General features: G+C 39.3%; 25 protein-coding genes and 1 riboswitch. Of the genes, 23 read left to right on the forward strand and 2 right to left on the reverse strand.

The features are described from left to right. The first annotated feature begins 215 nt into the window (after positions 1–215). The 15 genes from CCC70_RS00245 to CCC70_RS00315 all read left to right on the forward strand — a co-directional run bounded on the left by CCC70_RS00245 (position 216) and on the right by CCC70_RS00315 (position 10841). Positions 216–818 (forward strand): Type 1 glutamine amidotransferase-like domain-containing protein, encoded by a 603-nt coding sequence (locus CCC70_RS00245; RefSeq protein ID WP_077326061.1) that lies wholly within the window; start codon positions 216–218, stop codon positions 816–818. A gap of 54 nt (positions 819–872) precedes the next feature. Further along, complete coding sequence (locus CCC70_RS00250) at positions 873–1391, forward strand: ClbS/DfsB family four-helix bundle protein (RefSeq protein WP_055264514.1); 519 nt, start codon at positions 873–875, stop codon at positions 1389–1391. A gap of 37 nt (positions 1392–1428) precedes the next feature. Then, a complete protein-coding gene (locus CCC70_RS00255; RefSeq protein WP_287084043.1) occupies positions 1429–1875 on the forward strand; it encodes a hypothetical protein in 447 nt (148 codons plus the stop codon). A gap of 150 nt (positions 1876–2025) precedes the next feature. Then, positions 2026–3411 (forward strand): zinc-ribbon domain-containing protein, encoded by a 1386-nt coding sequence (locus tag CCC70_RS00260; protein ID WP_287084316.1) that lies wholly within the window; start codon positions 2026–2028, stop codon positions 3409–3411. Next, a complete protein-coding gene (locus CCC70_RS00265) occupies positions 3408–3587 on the forward strand; it encodes a hypothetical protein (protein WP_287084044.1) in 180 nt (59 codons plus the stop codon). Before CCC70_RS00260 ends, CCC70_RS00265 begins: the two co-directional genes overlap by 4 nt. 306 nt (positions 3588–3893) lie before the next feature. Beyond that, positions 3894–4292: a GTPase RsgA gene (rsgA, locus tag CCC70_RS00270; protein WP_287082737.1), complete on the forward strand. Its 399-nt coding sequence runs from the start codon at positions 3894–3896 to the stop codon at positions 4290–4292. A gap of 147 nt (positions 4293–4439) precedes the next feature. Continuing rightward, positions 4440–5198 carry a class I SAM-dependent methyltransferase gene (locus tag CCC70_RS00275; protein ID WP_287084045.1) on the forward strand — a complete coding sequence of 253 codons (759 nt, stop codon included), beginning with the start codon at positions 4440–4442 and terminating at the stop codon, positions 5196–5198. Positions 5199–5276: 78 nt separating this feature from the next. Continuing rightward, on the forward strand, positions 5277–5990 hold the full coding sequence (locus CCC70_RS00280; protein ID WP_287084046.1) for a lantibiotic protection ABC transporter ATP-binding protein: 714 nt from the start codon (positions 5277–5279) through the stop codon (positions 5988–5990). After that, entirely contained in the window at positions 5983–6714 is a 732-nt protein-coding gene (locus CCC70_RS00285) for a lantibiotic immunity ABC transporter MutE/EpiE family permease subunit (protein WP_004853398.1), read from the forward strand. Before CCC70_RS00280 ends, CCC70_RS00285 begins: the two co-directional genes overlap by 8 nt. A 1-nt stretch (position 6715) precedes the next feature. Next, positions 6716–7456, forward strand: a complete 741-nt coding sequence (locus tag CCC70_RS00290) for a lantibiotic immunity ABC transporter MutG family permease subunit (RefSeq protein ID WP_005330844.1) — start codon at positions 6716–6718, stop codon at positions 7454–7456. A 14-nt stretch (positions 7457–7470) separates the two neighbouring features. Next, positions 7471–8133 (forward strand): response regulator transcription factor, encoded by a 663-nt coding sequence (locus CCC70_RS00295; RefSeq protein ID WP_287084066.1) that lies wholly within the window; start codon positions 7471–7473, stop codon positions 8131–8133. Beyond that, positions 8121–9497 carry a sensor histidine kinase gene (locus CCC70_RS00300; RefSeq protein ID WP_287082707.1) on the forward strand — a complete coding sequence of 459 codons (1377 nt, stop codon included), beginning with the start codon at positions 8121–8123 and terminating at the stop codon, positions 9495–9497. The genes CCC70_RS00295 and CCC70_RS00300 overlap by 13 nt, the downstream gene beginning before the upstream one ends. Before the next feature lie 519 nt (positions 9498–10016). Continuing rightward, positions 10017–10325: a type II toxin-antitoxin system RelB/DinJ family antitoxin gene (locus CCC70_RS00305; protein WP_195566831.1), complete on the forward strand. Its 309-nt coding sequence runs from the start codon at positions 10017–10019 to the stop codon at positions 10323–10325. Then, positions 10322–10675, forward strand: a complete 354-nt coding sequence (locus CCC70_RS00310; RefSeq protein ID WP_287084067.1) for a type II toxin-antitoxin system RelE/ParE family toxin — start codon at positions 10322–10324, stop codon at positions 10673–10675. The genes CCC70_RS00305 and CCC70_RS00310 overlap by 4 nt, the downstream gene beginning before the upstream one ends. 46 nt (positions 10676–10721) lie before the next feature. After that, a complete protein-coding gene (locus CCC70_RS00315) occupies positions 10722–10841 on the forward strand; it encodes a DUF6462 family protein (protein ID WP_226844454.1) in 120 nt (39 codons plus the stop codon). Between the two features lie 60 nt (positions 10842–10901). Here the strand turns inward: CCC70_RS00315 and CCC70_RS00320 are convergent, their stop codons facing one another. Then, the gene (locus tag CCC70_RS00320) at positions 10902–11483 is read right to left on the reverse strand and encodes a TetR/AcrR family transcriptional regulator (RefSeq protein ID WP_287084068.1); all 582 of its coding nucleotides are present in this window, start codon (positions 11481–11483) and stop codon (positions 10902–10904) included. Then, positions 11470–12108, reverse strand: coding sequence for a DUF3786 domain-containing protein (locus CCC70_RS00325; RefSeq protein WP_287084070.1), 639 nt, complete (start codon positions 12106–12108; stop codon positions 11470–11472). The genes CCC70_RS00320 and CCC70_RS00325 overlap by 14 nt, the downstream gene beginning before the upstream one ends. Before the next feature lie 239 nt (positions 12109–12347). Here CCC70_RS00325 and CCC70_RS00330 point away from each other — a divergent pair, with 239 nt between their 5' ends. The 8 genes from CCC70_RS00330 to CCC70_RS00365 all read left to right on the forward strand — a co-directional run bounded on the left by CCC70_RS00330 (position 12348) and on the right by CCC70_RS00365 (position 19743). Beyond that, complete coding sequence (locus CCC70_RS00330; RefSeq protein ID WP_287084072.1) at positions 12348–12722, forward strand: GntR family transcriptional regulator; 375 nt, start codon at positions 12348–12350, stop codon at positions 12720–12722. A gap of 2 nt (positions 12723–12724) precedes the next feature. After that, positions 12725–13573, forward strand: a complete 849-nt coding sequence (locus tag CCC70_RS00335) for an ABC transporter ATP-binding protein (RefSeq protein WP_173741556.1) — start codon at positions 12725–12727, stop codon at positions 13571–13573. After that, positions 13570–14244 (forward strand): ABC-2 transporter permease, encoded by a 675-nt coding sequence (locus CCC70_RS00340; protein ID WP_270652714.1) that lies wholly within the window; start codon positions 13570–13572, stop codon positions 14242–14244. The genes CCC70_RS00335 and CCC70_RS00340 overlap by 4 nt, the downstream gene beginning before the upstream one ends. 154 nt (positions 14245–14398) lie before the next feature. Next, entirely contained in the window at positions 14399–15757 is a 1359-nt protein-coding gene (locus CCC70_RS00345) for an MATE family efflux transporter (RefSeq protein WP_270652716.1), read from the forward strand. Between the two features lie 147 nt (positions 15758–15904). Beyond that, positions 15905–16078: riboswitch (cobalamin riboswitch) on the forward strand. 136 nt (positions 16079–16214) lie between these two features. Beyond that, positions 16215–17144 (forward strand): ABC transporter permease, encoded by a 930-nt coding sequence (locus tag CCC70_RS00350; protein WP_015526672.1) that lies wholly within the window; start codon positions 16215–16217, stop codon positions 17142–17144. A 15-nt stretch (positions 17145–17159) separates the two neighbouring features. After that, positions 17160–18023 (forward strand): nickel transporter permease, encoded by an 864-nt coding sequence (gene nikC, locus CCC70_RS00355; RefSeq protein WP_287084074.1) that lies wholly within the window; start codon positions 17160–17162, stop codon positions 18021–18023. Next, entirely contained in the window at positions 18004–18795 is a 792-nt protein-coding gene (locus CCC70_RS00360) for an ABC transporter ATP-binding protein (RefSeq protein ID WP_021650927.1), read from the forward strand. The genes nikC and CCC70_RS00360 overlap by 20 nt, the downstream gene beginning before the upstream one ends. A 9-nt stretch (positions 18796–18804) precedes the next feature. After that, positions 18805–19743, forward strand: coding sequence for an oligopeptide/dipeptide ABC transporter ATP-binding protein (locus CCC70_RS00365; protein WP_118609166.1), 939 nt, complete (start codon positions 18805–18807; stop codon positions 19741–19743). Positions 19744–19757 lie beyond the last annotated feature (14 nt).

The following is a 19757-nucleotide window of genomic DNA, read 5'->3' on the forward strand; positions in this document are numbered from 1 at the left end:
TCTTATAGATTTTTCTTGCCCTTGTATTTGCCCTTATCAGAGTGCATAAACACTGATGGGACGATATAACACAAGGGAAATAATAAGGGAAAGCTCACCTGCGACAAATCCAGTGTTTTCAAGGGGTTGCGAAGAATTTAATAATAAAATATAACAGTTATTAAATTTCTTAAAACAGGTGAAATCTCAATCGGGATTTATAAAGGAGAATATTGATGAAACTATTTTTATGTTCGCATTTTTCAAGTGTAGGAAGTCTGATAAAGGAAGAAATTGAAAATAAAAAAGTCGCATTTATTCCAACAGCTTCGCTGCGTGAAGGCTACACCGGTTATGTCGGCTCGGCTCGAAAATTATTCAAAAAGTTGGGAGCAATCGTAACTGAAATTGATATTTCAACGGAGGCTTATTCAACGATACAGTCTGTTTTTGAAGATGCGGATGTGATATATTTTACCGGCGGAAATTCTTTTTTCCTTATAGACCAGCTCCGTAAAACGGGAACGGATGAGCTGTTGAAAAAAGAATTGGCAAAGGGAAAACTGATGATTGGTGAATCGGCAGGTGCGATTATATGCGCTCCAAGCATCCAATATATCGAGCAAATGGATGAAAAGCCGGAGGACTACTCACAAGAAGATGATGCAGGGCTTGATTTGATTGATTTCTATGTTCTTCCGCATTATCTTACAGCACCATTTAAGAAAGTTACCGAGAAAATAATGACTGAATTTTCGGATTTGAATCTATGCCCTATTAACAACCATCAGGGAATTGTAATTGATGGTGAAGGTTCAAAGGTTATTTGCAAAGACTAATTTGAAAAATCCTTTTTTTGAAACTGGAAAATCGGAAGCTGAGGAGATAGACTATTGAGAACATATGAGAATAAAGACGAGCTTAAAAACGAGATAAATAAAAGCTTTGCAAAGTATATTTCAGAATTTAATGATATTCCGGAGCATTTAAAAGATAAGAGAATTGATGAGGTCGATCGAACTCCGGCAGAAAATCTTGCTTATCAGGTTGGCTGGACAACTCTTGTTATTAAATGGGAATCAGACGAAAGAAAGGGTATTCCTGTCAAAACTCCTTCGGATAATTTTAAGTGGAATCAGCTTGGCGAATTATATCAATGGTTCACAGATACATATGCTCAGCTGTCACTGCAAGAATTGAAAGACAGATTGAATGAGAATATCAACTCTATTTATGTAATGATTGATTCTCTGAGTGAGGAAGAATTATTTAAACCACATATGAGAAAATGGGCTGACGAAGCAACTAAAACAGCTGTCTGGGAAGTATACAAATTCATACATGTTAATACAGTTGCTCCGTTCGGAACCTTTAGAACCAAGATTAGAAAATGGAAAAAGATTGCACTATAACTTCCGGTTTGGAGAATTGAGAAAATCAGAGTTTGTGATGGTAGATAATATGGAATGGTTTAATGTTTTTGGGCTGATTTTTATTGCAGTCATTATGATACCCAATGTTGTATTTGCGATTAAGTGCAAAGATGGATTTGATAATAAGTGGAACAATAAATATGTTGAGGTCACAGAACAAGTAGGGAGATTGGGTTGTTTCGGATTCATGATAATCAATATTCCGGGAACTTGGTTCGGGTGGTGGTCTGACGAAGCATTTGTACTATATTTGATTGTAGATATCATATTGGTAATGCTTTATTGTGCTATTTGGATTATATATTTTAAGAAAAACAGCGTTTTCAGAGCATTAGCACTTTCTATTATTCCTTCAATGTTGTTCTTATTTAGTGGGATTATGAGTAGGTCAGTGCTATTGATTATTGCATCAGTATTATTTGCACCAAGTCATATTGTGATTTCATATAAAAATGTAAAATGATATTTACAACTTCAAGTTTGCCAACTTGCCCTTTGAGAGAGGAGAAATCCTTTTCTCAAAGGGCTTTTTCTATTTATACGGATATTCGCAAACTACAAGATAAAGCCAAAACTTCATATACTCTAAGCACAAGGAGGTTGAGGTTTGGCTATGAATAACAGTTTAGCAGAAGTACGCCCGGAACTTGTTCCTGAGTGGTCAGAGAAGAACTTACCGCTTAAACCTGATGAGATTACTTTCGGTTCAAATAAAAAAGTATGGTGGAGAGGTGCTTGCGGTCATGAATGGCAGACAAGCGTTAAGGCTCGTTCCAATGGAGAGAAATGCCCGATATGTTCCGGCGCAAGAGTGATTGCAGGGATTAACGATTTGGCAACATTAGAGCCGCTACTGGAAAAGCAGTGGTCGGAAAAGAATAAGATAAAACCGACAGAGGTTTCTATTGGTTCTCATAAGAAAGTGATTTGGAGATGTGAGAAAGGACACGAGTGGGAAGCTGCTGTTAAGAGCAGGACAATAAATAAAACAGGTTGCCCATATTGTTCCCATAATAAAGTGTTGGCAGGATTTAATGACCTTGCAACGCTTTTGCCGGATATAGCTGCCGAGTGGTCGGACAGAAATTATCCGTTACTTCCGACTCAGGTTACGGTCTTTGCCAATCGTAAGGCTTGGTGGAAGTGTAAGGATTGCGGCAGAGAGTGGAACACCCTTATTTCTACTCGTTCCGGTGGCAGTAAATGCCCGTATTGCAGTGGGTACATATTCCTGAAAGGGTTTAACGATTTGCAGACAACACACCCTGAAATTGCTTCGGAGTGGTCGGAGAAGAACTTGCCATTGAAGCCTGATGAAGTAAATGCAAAGTCGAGGAAAAATGTCTGGTGGAGATGCAGTAAATGCGGTAACGAGTGGAAATCTGTTATCAATGCCCGTGTGAAAGGTACGGTATGCCCCGTTTGTGCAGAGAGAGAAGTCCTTGCCGGATATAATGATTTGGCGACAACAGACAGTCAGCTTCTTAGCGAATGGGATTATGAACAGAATAAACTGAAACCTACAGAGGTATCACGAACTTCGGCAAAGAGAGCATGGTGGAAATGCAGACACGGTCATTCGTGGAGTATGAAGATAAATGAAAGAACGATATTGAAGAAAGGCTGTCGAATTTGTGAGCAGGAGTATTTATCTCTATTTCCTGCTTTGGCTGTCAGCTATTATTCTAATAAGAAAGGCTTGAAAGCAGAACTTGGTTCTGACCGATTGCTTGGAGTTCCGCTTGAAACATACATACCTTCAGAGAAGTTGGCTATTGAGTCAGGAAGTGCCGATGAGAATTTAGAAATAATGAAAGCATATATGTGCAAGCAAAGAGGAATAAGGCTGATTAAGCTGCCGATGAAAGGCACAGAACTGGATTATGCCAATAATTTAAAGAAAGCTTTTCAGAGCGTACATATATTTATTTCTTCCGATACCGAGGAAGATGTGGAGATAATCAAAAATACATTTGAAAGATGGAGGGACAGCCAATGAGAGAGAAAACCTATCATCTATACTTAAATGAAGAAGAACGAAGCCGAGTGATACAATCGCTCATCGAACTGAAGAACAATTTAGCAGCTCAGGGACGATACACCGACGCAGTAGATGATGTTCTATGTAAAGTGCTTGAAGCAAAGAAAAAGAAATTGAACATTGAATACATTTAGAACGTTGATTTGCCGTCTGTTTCTTAACCGGAGCAGGCGGCTTTTTTTATTTCAAAAATTTTTCAAAAAATTTTTGGAAAAGCGGAGATTTTGGGTGTGCATTTCATACCCCTTTGTCCAAATGAGTGAAGGGGTTCATTCCGGATAGCAAAAACGGAAGCCTTTTCGCTTGAAAATTGAATAAGTCATTCACTAAGACTTTATTTCTGATGATAGCCACTTTAGCAGGTGTCTGGAAAGTTTCGGTATGAAGCGGAAAGTCCATCTGATTATCCGGCAGTTGGAGATTTTGTTCTTTTGCAGTGTGTGAATAAAAATGATATTGCTGTGATTCAAAAGGTATTGCCAAGGAAAAGCGTTTTTCTGCGAAAGGCGGCAGGGACAAATAGTGTGGAACAAATTGTAGCTGCAAATATTGATACGGTATTTATCTGTATGTCACTTAATAACGATTTTAACGTCAGGAGATTGGAAAGATATCTATCTGTTGCATGGAACAGTGGAGCTATGCCTGTCATTGTGTTGACTAAAGTAGATTTATGCGATGAAGTGGATGCAAAGGTATTAGAAATAGAAAATATTGCAATCGGGGTACCGATTATTGAAACATCTGTAGTAGACAAAGATGGTTTAAGCCAGATTTATCAATATCTTAAGGAATACCATACAGTTTCTGTGCAAAGAACTGATACCGGGATATCTTAATGGAATTACAGGAGAGTATGCACCTCCGGCAGGGTATCTGGTAAATGAAAAGGAAGCAGAGGCATTTGATAGAGAGTTCCCGTATATGGAGAAGAAAAAACTTCTGGGACAGATTTTTGAATGATGAAAAGCAGGAGGTAAATTTAGATGAAAGCAATGGAAAAAGACTGGTATCAGAAAAATTGGATGCTGGATATTCAGAATATGTCATGGGTAGAAGACACCAACAGACAAGTAGATTTTCTAATCAAGCAGTTACATTTAAAAGGAACGGAAAAAATACTTGATCTTGCATGTGGATTTGGTCGGCACTCACTGGAGTTTGCCAGACGTGGGTATGATGTTACCGGTATTGATATTACACCGGCGTACATAGATTATGCAAACGAGCAGGCAAAAAAAGAAAATTTGAATGCAAAGTTCATTTGTCAGGACATTCGCACGATCACATTTGATAAGGAATTTGATGTTGTGCTGAATATGGCGGATGGAGCAATAGGATATCTTGAAGACGATGGGGAAAATCATAAGATTTTTTCTGTCATTGCGAAAGCATTAAAAAATGGTGGAAAGCACTTTATGGATATCATGAATGGAAGCTATGCCCAAACACATTTCCCTTGCAAGTTATGGGATGCAGGAGAAAAGGGGCTTACATTATCTGCTTTTGAATGGGGGAAGGATAGAAAAACGCTGATATATGGGCAGGTAGACTATATGTATGGAGAAGCACTTTATAAGCCTGAAATGAAAGAAGGAAATCCTATAAGGTTATATAGTTTGGATGAAATCACGGAGATATTCTGTAAATTAGGACTTCGTATTTGTAACAGCTTTGCTGATTTCAGTGGAAAGCCGAGTTCTGATAATGATATTCAATTGATGGTTTATTCCATACGGGAATAAATCTTCATCAAATCTTTATTTTTTTCTGTTAGGTTATATTTCAGTAAGAAATGAAATATAGAAGGAAGGATAGTAAAGATGGAAATGATGTTACAGACACAAAGTCTATGTAAATATTTTAGAAAACAGAAAGCGGTAAATAATGTTTCACTTAATATCGAAAAGGGACAGATTTATGGACTGCTTGGACCGAATGGCGCTGGTAAATCTACCACATTGAAAATGCTGACCGGTATGATGAAACCAACTGCAGGAAAGATTTACTTTGATGGAAAACTTTTGGATAGGAAAGATTTATCAAAAATAGGAGCGTTAATTGAAAATCCGCCTATTTATGAAAATCTTTCCGCCAGAGAGAATTTGAAGGTAAGACAATTATTGCTTGGTACAGATGAAAACAGAATTGATGAGGTCTTGCAGATTGTATCACTTACAAACACCGGAAAGAAGAAAGCAGGACAGTTTTCTTTGGGGATGAAGCAAAGACTAGGCATTGCAATGGCATTGCTTGGAGAACCGGAACTTTTGATATTGGATGAACCTACGAATGGATTAGATCCAATAGGCATCGAGGAATTACGAGAGCTGATCCGGTCTTTTCCGGAACAGGGAATCACTGTAATTCTCTCCAGTCATATTCTCTCAGAGGTACAGTTACTTGCAGATAAAGTCGGGATTATTTCAGGTGGAATCTTAGGATATGAAGGAGCATTAAAGCAGGGAGATAATCTTGAAGATTTGTTTATGAATGTGGTAAGAAAAAACCAGAAAGCAGGTGAAATCCATGGTTAATATTATAAAAGCAGAACATCAAAAAGCCAAAAGAACCATGCGAAAAAAGTTTATCTGGGGATTTCCTCTTCTTACATTTGTCATGGCATTTATATTTACTCTTGGGATGACAAATGCTTATGCAGAAAGTGTTTGGAACTGGTGGTATACACTTTTGCTGCCGGGGATGATTGCTCTATTTTGTTATCTTTCTGTGGCGCAGGAGAAAAAGATAAAATACTATCATTTAATGACTATTCCCACAGACAGAAGAAAATTGTTGCTGGGGAAAATTATTTATATTGGGTACATGATTTTGTTTTCTAATGTGATTGTGTTTGCAGGAGCAACGCTTGGAGGCTTTCTTCTAACGACACATGTTCCAGTTGGAGGAGCGTTGATTGCAGTATTGTTTCTGACGGTTTCTGAGTTATGGGAGATTCCGGTAGCTTTATTTTTAAGTGAACGATTTGGAATGATTGTAAACCTGTTCGTCTGCCTATTTATTACCGTCAGCGGTGTGGTAATATCACAAACCAGAATCTGGTATGTACTTGTTTCTGCAATCCCTATGCGAATGATGTGCCCGTTGCTTCATGTTTTACCAAATGGACTTGCCGCAGAAGCAGGGAATCCTCTTTTGGATACGGGAGTCATTGTTCCGGGAATGTGTCTCTCAATCATCTGGTTTGTTTTTGTAACGGTTCTGTTTTTGAAATGGTTTGAGAGAAGAGAGGTGAAATAAGATGATTGGAAGATCTCTTAATGCAGACTTGCGAAAGATGAAAGGAACATCTGTGATTCTGGCACACTTACTGATTCCGATTATAACCAGCGTTATATTTTTAATATATTACTTTTTTTCACCATGGAATGAAAATATGAAAGTGATTGCATTTTATCAGGCAATAGGAGCAGGACTTCCGGTACTTATTGGAATTTTTACAGCAAGTGTGATGGAACAGGAACAAAATGCAGGTGATTTTCAAAATCTGTTGTCTTTACCGGATAAACCTGCAGCATTTTTATCGAAACTGTTGATGCTACTGGTTTTGTGTCTGTGCTCTATCCTATTGACAGCAATCATATTCGGAATTGGATTTGGAAGAATCGCATCAAGCGATATCGAAATCATGAAAGGATGTATATTTGCAGCATTGCTGCTGTGGGGAAGCAGTGTTCCACTTTATCTGTGGCAGCTGATTCTGGCTTTTCAGTTTGGAAAAGGGGTATCCATTGGAGCAGGGATTATATCAGGACTAATTAGTGCATTGATGCTTACCGGACTTGGAGATTATGTGTGGAAATATGTATTTGTCTGCTGGACGGGTAGAGTACCATATACTTATCTGCAATCTGTATTGGGAGAAACTAGTGTAGGTGAATGGTTGTCATTCATACCAGGTTGCTTAATATTTACAGGGATTAGTATGGTATACTATTTTTGGTGGGTAAACCACTGGGAAGGAAACAGAATATCGGAATAGAATCGAGGGAAACTATGGCAAAAATACTGGCAGTTGATGATGAACCGGCAATTCTGGAAATGATAGAAAGCATTTTGAATAAGGATGGACATCTGGTTACCAAAGTAAGTAATCCGCTGAAACTTAATATGGAAGAATTACATCGTTATGACCTGATTTTACTTGACATTATGATGCCTGGAATGGACGGCTTTGAATTATGCAAAAGAATCAGGGCACTTGTGGATTGTCCGATTTTGTTTCTTACCGCAAAAACGGAGGAAAAAAGTCTGGTGAACGGACTTTCGTTGGGAGCAGATGATTATATTTCAAAGCCATTTGGAGTGATGGAACTTCGGGCAAGGATTCATGCACATCTTAGAAGAGAGCACAGGGAACATTCTGTCCGGATGGTTTTGGGGAGGATCTGTATTCAAATATCTCAAAAGAAACTATTGGTTGATGATAAGGAACTTCCTCTTACGAAAGCGGAGTACGAAATTTGTGAATTCCTGGCTAAAAACAGGGGACAGGTTTTCTCGAAAGAACAGATTTTAGAAGAGGTCTTTGGTTTTGACAGTGAGAGTAATGACAGTACCATTATCACGCATATCAAAAATATAAGAGCAAAATTTGCGGATTATGATTATACACCGATAAAAACAGTCTGGGGGATTGGATATAAATGGGAAGAGTAAAGAGAAGCAATGCACTCAGCTGGATTTTTATGAGATATGTACTGGTCATGCTTGGATCATTAGTAGGTTTGGTGATTGTTGCTTGGCTGCTGCTGTACCTTTTGATTAGTGTGGGCTGTATCTATCCGGCGAATTATGCAGAGCAAAAGATTAATGAAGCATATGATACGATTTTACGTGCGGATAAAGTAACTGCTGAGATGATTCCTGCACTTTGTGATTATGTAATCTTTTCAGAGAATGGAGAGAAAATAGGTGGAGATCTGTCAGAACAATACGAACAGATAGCATGGAATGTTGCAAAGTACGGAAACGCATCCGGGAAATATTTTTATAAAGTAATTGTAAGGGAAAATGAATATGTTGTATTGCAATATCGCCTGACACCTCAATATCATTCAGCTTTTTTGAGGGAGCATTTTATAGGACCACAGAATGTGATGAGTATTATGTCAGTGATTGGAGCGGTAGCGATTATCATCATTCCGTCCATACGTTTTGGAAAAAGAATCAAAAAGCAGATGCAGCCTGTATTAGACGCAATCAGACAAATAAAGGATCAAAATCTGGAATATGAGACATCCTGTTCCGGTATCAAAGAGTTTGATGACTGTTTATCGGCAATCGATGATATGCGAGATGCATTGCGAGAATCTTTAGAAAAGCAGTGGAAAACAGAGCAGGAAAAGAAACAACAGATGTCTGCTTTGGCGCATGATATTAAAACACCTCTTACGATTGTACGGGGAAATGCAGAACTACTTTCAGAGACTGAACTGACCACAGAACAGAAGAATAATATCACTTATGTTTTGAACGGCACAACACAGATACAAAGTTATGTAAAACAGTTGGTAGATGTCACAAAATCATGGAATTGCAGTGATGTTACCTATACAACGGTGAGGTTAGAAGATTTTTTCGCAGATATAAAGGAACAGGCACTCGGACTGGTAGAAATCTATCACCAGAAAATAGATTGGAAGGCGGGACAAAGTGATAAAAAGGTAACGATTGCTTATGATCCAATGTTCCGGGCCGTAATGAATATGATTCAGAATGCAGTGGAGCATACAAAAGAAAATGGAATCATTTATATTGACGCAAAGGAGCAGGATGGCCGGCTGACATTCATTGTGGAGGATAGCGGATCAGGATTTACAAAAGAAGCATTATTGCATGGCACAGAGCAGTTTTTTATGGATGACACAAGTAGAAATGGCGAAGCCCATTATGGGATGGGACTATTTTTTGCAAAAACTGTGGCTGAAAAATATGGTGGAGGTATTAAACTTTCAAATTCTGAAAATACAGGTGGGGCGAGGGTAGAAATATTTTTCCTGAGTAGTCAAGAAACAAGCTAAATAGACCGCAATTAAGCTATGTAAAAGAAATTTTACATGCTTTTATCTAATATGTAAAAGCCTTTTGATAGACATTACTACTACGTTTGCTGTAATCTCATGGAAGAAGGAGGCATACAGAATTATGATAGCTGATAAAATTAAAAATGCTCGTACTATTCTTTATTACATAACTATCATTATAGTTGGGATTATATGCACATATAAGAAGAGAATAATATAACTTTTGTTATGATATCAAATGATTTTTTCATTTAGCCGTGAACGAAAAAGGCGAATAATAAGGACAGCAACTGCGAGTTGCTTGTTTGAGATAATGCAGGGGTATCAAATAAATGAAAAGCAGGAAAAAAGTATTCGATTAAAAGAATAATGGGTGGCAGAGTCATTGAAGCAAATACAGATTTTGTAGATAACCTATCTGCCACCTGCCAGCGTATGAATGATAAATAAGATTGCGAACTACTTGCAATTTGCAATCAAATGAAATATAATGAAGAAAAAAAGGAGGCGATATCTATGGCAAGAACAGCAAATGTATTTGCACGTGTTGAGCCTGAAGTGAAAGAACAGGCAGAGCAGGTGCTTGATCGACTTGGAATTCCAATGTCCAATGCAGTAGGAATGTTTCTGAGACAGATTGTACTCCAGAGAGGAATTCCTTTTGAGATAAAACTTCCAGCTTATGAGGAGCCTGTGGCATATGGCTCTCTGACAAAGAAACAGTTCAATGCAGAAATAGAAAAAGGCATGGAAGATATTAAGGCTGGAAGAGTGTATTCAGCAGATGAAGTTGAAGCGGAAATGAAACAGGAATTTGGTATATGAAATATAAAGTGATGTATACAGCAGGAGCAAAGAAAGATCTGCGAAATATTTTCAGATATATTTCAGAGGAACTGTTAGCTCCGGAGAATGCTGCAGGACAGGCAGAGCGGATTATGACGGCAATTCGGAAGCTGGATACTATGCCGAATAGAAATCGGCTCTATGAGGAAGAACCATGGTACAGCAGAGGACTTCGATTCTTTCCGGTGGATAATTATCTGGTATTTTACAAAACAGATGATGAAACTGAAATAGTATATGTAGTGCGAATTATGTATGGTGGACGTGATATTCATAAACGGTTAAGCCAAACAGAATATGGAACAAAAACACGAGCAGTTAGTCTATGAAAAATAGGTTAGCTGCTTTTTTTATGCAAAAAAGCAGGTGCCGTGTATGGGATATGCACGTAAAGATGTAGAGAAAACAAAGAAAATAGCAAAGAAATTTGTGCGCTATCAAGAGGGTGCAGAGCTTTATAGCATTGGACTGACGAAATTGAATAATACGGAGTGAAAGCCGTTACTACGACTGGGCAGTTACAAGCCCGAATTACCGTACTCATGTAAATTCCTCTCAGATTCCATGAAATGCCCGGTATTCCCGGTATATTTCAATCATATTTTTTTGGGCATTTTTCAAATAAGAAGTATCGGCGCTGATTCGTCCAAGAAGAAAATATCCCTGATAGATAGAAAGCATGCGCTGAGAAAGAATTTTTGCATGATCTGGAGACAATCCGGAGTATAACAATACTTCCTGAAAAATCTGCTCAAATTTTTTCAGTCCTTCCATAAATACAGATGCAACTGCAGGCTTGCTAAGTGCTGTTTCCATACCCATCACCGCATACGGGCAGCCTGCAAATGTTTGTCCATTTGTCCTTTCAGATAAAAAATCAAAGATTTCTTCAATAAAACTTTCCCAGTCATTTCCCTGAGAACTATTTTGAAATTGTTCCAGTAAGATTTTTTGATAGTATTCCGTTACCGCTGTTGCCAGGTCATCCTTGCTTTTGAAATAAAAATAAAAAGATCCTTTTGGAAGGTCTGTTTGTTTGAAGATTTCGCTGATTCCAGTAGCAGAATACCCATTTTTCCAAAATAATTCAGCAGCACACTCGATCAGGCGTTGTCTGGATTCTTCACCCTTTTTCAATTCGCATTTCCTCCTTCAGTCTGGAAAACAGATGTGTAAGTGCAAACATAAGCGTTTCATAATGCATGTAATCTAAAGTATTCCTATCTGCAAGAATTTGAAGACTTGCCGGGAACTCGTCATCAGCTTCCCAGAAACGAATGATAATCGGCAAAAAAGGAAAAAGATTTAATTTAAAAGCAACATCTCCTTTTTCCAGTTCCTTTCCGGAAAGTGATATACAGGCATTGCGCAATTCAACGGTTTTTCCGTTAAAAAAGTCAGCGGTATTCTGAAAAAATCCTCTGTTCGGCGAGAGATTTCCTGTTCGGACAGAGGAAAGGCTGTTTATATTTACAAATTCATGTGACAGATGGCATCTATCCTTTGAATAACATAAAACATCATAAATAGTCATTGCTTCATTATGATTGGCTTCATGAACTATTTCAAAATCATTATCTGACCACTGAACACTTCCCGTTTTTCGGTTAATACGATAGGTACGGTTAATAAAAGTAATATATAACCAGTCAGAATTGTGATCTAATGAATATTTATGTATCATTGTAGCCTGATCATATTGCAGGAAAACATGTGCCATTGAAATTTTTGTTTTATCATAATTATTGATAGTCTTCGTCATATATTTCTCCAAGAATATTTTTGTTGTAGTTATTTGCAAAATAGACTAATCGGTCTATAAAGTCAATACATTTTGCGTAACAAATAAAAATTAATGATCATGAAAAGTAAATGACTAAGACTTCCCATACCTTCTGATGGCAGATGACAGAATCCCAGCAGTCAACTACTGCAAAACAGTATATAACAGTTGACAACAGTATTATACTGTTATATACTGTTTACAACAGGAGGGAACATATGAAGATTATAATCAATAATACATCGATGGTACCAATTTATGAACAGATCATGGAGCAGATCAAGGCGCAGATCATCTCCGGAGAATTAAAAGAAAATGATATATTGCCGTCCGTGAGAACAATGGCAAAGGAACTGAAGATCAGTGCACTTACTGTGAAGAAAGCATATGACAATCTGGAAGCAGAGGGCATGACAGTCACAGTTCATGGAAAAGGAACATATGTAGCGGCTTCGAATACACAGCTGATGGAAGAAGAGCGCAGGAAAGAGGTTGAGGCGGATCTGGAAGCAGCGATTCAGAAGGGAAAGCGCTGCGGAATGAAGGAGGAAGAGATCCGTTCATTGTTTGAACTCATCATGGAGGATGAATGATTATGTTAGAGATCAAAGGAGTAAAGAAAAGCTACGGTGAATTTCAGCTAGACTGTTCGTTAAATGTAGAAAAAGGAAGGATCACCGGTCTGGTTGGAGAGAACGGAGCCGGTAAGAGTACTTTGTTCAAGGCAGTGCTCGGACTCATTTCTTATGATGCCGGTGAGATAAAGATTCTGGGAAAAATACCGGAAGAGTTAAGTGAAAAAGAGAAAGAAGAGCTGGGAGTTGTCCTGGCAGAAGCCGGATTCAGTGGATACTTGAAAGGGAAAGATGTTGAGGCAGTCCTTGCCAAATTGTATCCAAAGTTTGAAGCAGAAAAATTTCATCAGATGTGTGAAGAATATCAGATTCCGTTGGATAAATTTATAAAAGAGTACTCAACAGGAATGAAAGCAAAGCTGAATCTGATCATTGCATTGACACATCAGGCAGAATTCCTGATGCTGGATGAGCCGACAGCAGGGCTTGATGTCGGAGCGAGGGAAAGGATGCTGGATATTTTAAGAGAGTATATGGAAGAAGAGCCGGAGAGAAGTATCCTGATCAGTTCACATATTTCTTCGGACTTAGAACATCTGTGTGATGACATTTATGTGATACATAAAGGAAAGATCATACTTCATGAAGCGATGGATACGATTCTTGAAAAATATGCAGTGTTGAAGGTCAGTGAGGAACAATATCAGGCAGTGGATAAAAGGTATCTTTTGAAAGAGAAAAAAGAGTTTTTTGGAGTTGCCTGTCTGACGAACGAGAAGCAGTATTATATAGAAAATTATCCGGAAATCGTAGTAGAGAGCGGATCACTCGATCAGGTGATCCTGATGTTGACAGGAGGCGAAAGATGATGAAAGGAATCAGAGGGCTTTTGGAAAAGGATTTTCGATTGTTTTTTCGGCAGGGTGGTAATCTTTTTTTTGTGTTAGTGTTTGTAGCATTGTTTTTTATACTTACGGGAAAAACGGGAGCTACTTTCATTGCAATATATATCCCATCTGTTCTGGCGATATATTCAGGTAATACGATCAGTTATGATGAAAATGGCCATGGCTACACATATTTATTTTCTTTACCCGTAAATAAAAAAATATATGTCAGAGAAAAATATATTTTTTCCTTTATCATGACAGCATGTGGATGGTGCATTGGAATGATCTGTGCAGGAATTATGGTACTCATAAATCCTGAAGAGGTGTTTGATCTGGAAATGCTGGCAATGGAGTTGATCACATTTTTTGTGTTTCAGGCAATTGCGGGAATCATGATCGCGATCAGGATAAGGTTTGAAGGAGAGAAAGGGCGAATTGTGCTGCCAATCGCAATTTTAATTATTTTTGCGATTTGTTATACAATTAGATCTTTTGTGAAGACTAACTTGGGATTAAAAGAAAGTATTCTGCATATGATAGGGGGGATAGGGGATTTTGAAATCGGGATTGCCCTCATTGTGCTAAGTCTGCTTATATGGTTTGCTTCGTATAAGTATAGTATGAGTGCTATGAAGAAGAAAGAGTTTTAAGATAAGCGTGGTAAAAATGCTCCATTAAAAATAATGATTATATGGATGTAATAGCTACCAAAAATATTATAAAACTTTGTGAAAAAATAGGATTGTGTTTCGTAAGAGTCCCTTGTAAAATAGCGGATAAGGATGAAAAGAAAAGGAGATTCTTATGGGAACCAATGAAAAAGATATGACTGCCGGATCCCCCGGAAAACTGATCATAACTTTTGCCATACCAATGATGCTTGGAAATATTTTTCAGCAGTTTTATACAATGGCAGACACCATGATCGTCGGACAAGTGGTAGGAGTTGAAGCACTGGCGGCAGTAGGTGCCGGAGATTGGCTGGTATGGCTGGTGTTGGGGATCATGACAGGTATCACACAGGGTTTTTCTATTCTTGTATCTCAGTATTATGGAGCAAGGGAAAAGGAAAATCTGAAATGTGCAGTAGCGAAAAGCTATATCATGACAGCATTACTGTCTGTGGTCGTACTCGCAGTAAGTGAAGGTACAGTTTATCATGTTCTTTTATTTTTACAGACACCGGATAATGTCATTGATCTGACAATGCTATATTTGCGGCTGATCTTTGCGGGAATCCCGATCATAGCTGCTTATAATATATTTGCAGCGATCCTTCGGGCACTTGGAAACAGCAGATCTCCGTTGATCGCAATGACAGTGGCAGCAGTGATCAATGTGGGACTGGATCTGTTATTTGTGGCGGTTTTTGGCTGGGGTATAGCCGGAGCAGCAGTGGCAACCGTTATCGCACAGGGATTTTCAGCCTTGTACTGTTTGATCGTATTACGTAAAATCCCGGATATCCGCCTGAAAAAGGAGGATTTTTACAGGCAGCCTTCTATGAGCCTGCGGCTTTTGGAACTGGCGGTTCCTCTTGCGATACAGAATGTGATCATCTCCGTGGGAGGACTTGTGGTACAGTATGTGATCAATGGATTTGGTTTTCTGTTTGTGGCGGGATTTACGGCATCGAACAAGTTGTATGGGGTTTTGGAGATGGCTGCCGTTTCATATGGATATGCTATTACAACCTATGTGGGCCAGAATCTTGGTGCAAAAAAATACCAGAGGATTCGAAAAGGCGTGCGCAGCGGCACTTATATGGCAGTGCTCACTTCGGCTTTCATTTCCGGCATGATGGTACTGTTTGGACGTAATGTACTGTCCCTGTTTGTATCCGGTGAACCGGATCAGACCCGACAGGTATTGGATATAGCATATAAGTATTTGTTTATCATGGCTGTCTTTTTGTGGGTGCTGTATCTGCTGTATGTGTATCGTTCCGCTATCCAGGGCCTGGGTAATACTTTGATTCCGCTTGCCAGCGGCATTGCAGAATTTATAATGCGTGTCAGTGTTGCGCTGCTGCTGCCAAAACTGATCGGTGAAGATGGAATATACTATGCAGAGATCTGTGCATGGAGCAGTGCAGCTGTTTTATTATTCGTAAGTTATATGATCATTATACGGAAATATAAAGAAGTCACCGTTCATACATAATGTTATTTACTTAAGGGATCTATAATAATACAGGCAGAAAATATCCGGGTTTCACTATGAAATGTTCAGGTATTTTATATTTGACAAAAAACTATTTATATAAAAAGAAAAGTATGATATTATAATACTTATTCATTGCAACTATGAAAATTGAATAGTCAGAAGGGTGTACAAAGTACTTAATAAGGAATCTGGTGAAATGCCAGAACAGCCACCGCTACTGTGACAGGGACGAAAACCAAAATATCACTGGAGAGATCCGGGAAGATGGTAAGTAGGAAGAACTGGAGTCAGGAGACTTGCCTTTTTGACAGAAGAATTCTGATTCGGATGGGATACAGAAGGAATAAGCTCTGCTTGAGGTAGAGGTTTGTTTTTTGTGCTGATATGATGCTGGATCATATCAGCTTTTTTTATTTTAACCGAATAAACAGATGAAAAATGAGGAGAGATGAAGATGGGAAAAGTAATTGCAAAGCGTTTTATATTTATGATTCCGGTAGTGCTGGCGGTTACATTTATTATTTTTATGCTGAGTTTTATATCGGCAGGTGATGCTGCCAGAGTGCTGGCGGAGAAAAAATATGAGCATCCGTCACCGGAGCAGGTAGAAGAAGTACGGCATGAGGAAGGACTGGATCAGCCGGTGCTGGTACAATACGGGAAATGGCTGGATCAGGCACTTCATGGCGATTTTGGAAAATCATATTCTACCAGAAAACCGGCTTTTGAGGAATTAAAAAGATATTTTCCACAGACATTTAAACTGGCAGTTACTTCGTTTTTATTGTTGATGATCGTATCAGTCCCTCTCGGAATTTTGTCGGCAATTTATGAAAACAGAGTTCTGGATAAAGTCATTCGCATTTTGTCGTCCCTCAGTGTATCTATGCCGTCTTTCTGGATCGGTCTGATGCTGCTCTATATATTTGGAGTAAAGCTAAAAGTGATTTCCGTGATCGGAGGAGATGCCGGAGGCATCCCGATTCTTGCGGCATTTGCCATGGATATCAGTTTTTTTGGAATTATGACGAGATTGATCCGTACCAATATGATACAGGTGCTGAAGCAGGATTACATACGTGCCAGCAGAGCCAAGGGATTGTCATCTGTAAATGTAATTTTGCGTCATGGTCTGAAAAATATTCTGATTCCTGTGCTGACACGTCTGGTATCAATTGTGATCGGTTTTTTCTGTGGTTCAGCTGTGATAGAAAGTATTTTTTCAATTCAGGGAATCGGAAATCTGGCATTGAAATCCGTGATCTCAAAAGACACTCCGGTGCTGCAATGTTTTATCTTTATTCTGGCTGTTGGCATTGTAGTATTAAATTTTCTTGTGGATATCGCCTATTCTGCGATTGACCGGCGAATCCAGTTAAAGTAAAGGAGAGATCATAGAATGGGAAGCAGAAGAAAGCAGAAAACAGAAAAAAGCATGATCCAGAATCTGTACTGGAAACAGGTATTCCGGTCACCAAAAACAAAAATAGGATTGATGGTGGTCATAATTTTTGCACTGGCAGCTATTTTTGCACCTGTACTGGCGCCACATGATCCACTGCTTGTGGATGTTTCGATAAAATTAAAGAATCCGTCGGCGGCATATCCTTTAGGTACTGATCAGCTGGGACGATGTATTTTATCAAGACTTCTCTGGGGCAGCCGGTATTCACTGAGCTATAGCTTTACGGTGCTTCTGATCACCGTATGTGTCGGGGTGCCGATCGGACTGTTTGCCGGATATGTAGGTGGAAAAATCGATTCCATAATTATGAGGATCATTGATGTATTTATGGCTATGCCGGTCTTTATTGTGGCACTTGCCATTGCAGGAACCGTAGGAGCCAGCGGCGCTCATCTGATTCTGTCCTTATCGGTCGTATCCTGGGCAGAATATGCAAGGCTTGCCCGAGCATTGACACTTCAGGAAAAAAATAAAAATTATATGACCGCACTAAAAGCCGGCGGCTGCGGCCATGCAAGGATCATATTTAGGCATGTATTGAGAAATATCCTGCCATCTGTGATCGCACTGGCAACAATGGAAATCGGTTCGATCATTCTGTCAATTGCCGGTTTTTCCTTTATCGGCCTTGGTGTGCAGGCACCGACACCGGAATGGGGGATCATGCTCAGTGACAGTAGAAGTTATATCCAGACTTATCCAAGACTGATGTTTTATCCGGGCATACTGATCATGATCATTGTTCTGGCATTTAATTATCTGGGGGAGGGAATACAGAATGGAACAACCCAAAAATGATGTCCTAAAGGTAAAAAGACTACATGTGGAGTTTCAGACATCTCACGGAATGGTTCATGCAGTAAAAGATGTCAGCCTGGAAGTAAAACGCGGAAGGATCCATGCTCTGGTGGGAGAAAGTGGAAGCGGCAAGTCAGTTACCTCTCTGACGATCATGAATCTGCTTGCAGGAAATGGAAAGGTGATATCCGGAGATGTGACACTGAACGAAAAGAGTCTTCTGAAGTTATCAGGAAAAGAAAAACGACAGTTATACGGAGACAGGATCGGAATGATCTTTCAGGATCCGACTGCTGCTCTTGATCCGCTTTTTACAGTTGAACAACTGCTTCTGGAAGGACTGAGAAAACATCGCAGAATGAGCAAAAAACAGGCAAGGGAAGCAGCGTTGGAAAGTCTGCGGATGATGAATCTGCGTGATCCGGAAGAACTGATGAAGAAAAAACCTTACGAATTGTCTGGTGGTATGTGCCAACGTGTTATGATCGCCATTGCCATGTCCATGAAACCGGATTATCTGATCGCAGATGAGCCGACGACAGCCTTGGATGTAACCGTACAGAAGCAGATCCTGGAAGAAATCTATCAGCTATCCAGGAAAGAAAATCTGGGCGTGTTATTTATTACGCATGATCTGGGTGTGGTGGCAGAGATCGCAGATGATGTTTCGATCATGAAAGACGGCGAAATAGTGGAAAACGGAACAGTTGAAGAGATCTTTTATCATCCGCAGCATTCATATACAAAAAAACTGTTGGATGCAGTTTTATAGGGGAAAAGTATGAGTACGTTACTAAAGACAGAACATTTAAAAAAATATTATGGCAAGAAAAAAATTGTGAAGGCAGTGGATGATGTAAGTCTGGAAATCCATGCAGGATCATCCATGGCTCTGATCGGTGAAAGTGGAAGTGGTAAAACTACATTCGGAAAGCTGATCGCCGGCTTGGAGAAACCTACAGATGGAAAATTCTGGTTTCAGGGACAGGAAATGCAGGATTTGTCTGAAAAGCAGTTTCGTCCATATCGCAAGAATCTTCAGATGGTCTTTCAAAGCAGTAGCGGGGTATTTGATCCCGGTTATACCATTGGAGAAAATATTTTGGAAATTTTGAAATTACATGAAAAACTGCAAGAGGGTGAGTATGAAGAGCGAGTAAAGGAGGCTTTGATCCAGACGGGGCTTGATCCGGATATCCGCAACCGTTATGTTGGACAGATTTCAGGAGGTCAGTGTCAGAGAGCTAATATTGCGAGAGCATTGGTATTAAGACCGGAGCTTGTGATCTGTGATGAACCGGTATCCAGTCTGGATTATTCCATACGAAAGCAGATCCTGCATCTGTTAAATGAGCTGCAGGAAAAATATGAGATGACCTATTTACTGATCACTCACGATCTGTCCAACGTTCCATATCTCTGCAAAGAGGTGGCTATTATGTATCAGGGACGCGTGGTCGAGTTTATCGATCATACGGACAGCTTAAAGGAGACTGCCGTACATCCTTATACAAAAGATCTGTTTGATTCTATTCCGGTAAAAGAACCGAAAATGCGAAGAATCGGATTGCAGGAAAAGAAAATATTTTCAGATACCATTCCGGAACAGGGCTGCCCATATCAGAACCGGTGCAGAAGATGTACAAATATATGCAGAGAGCATATACCGGAATTGACAGAAATTGAAACAGGACATTTTGCGGCATGTCATATGCTGTAAAATATAAAACAAAC

Source organism: Blautia sp. LMAG:89, from assembly GCF_008679485.1.
Lineage (GTDB): Bacteria > Bacillota > Clostridia > Lachnospirales > Lachnospiraceae > Blautia_A > Blautia_A fusiformis.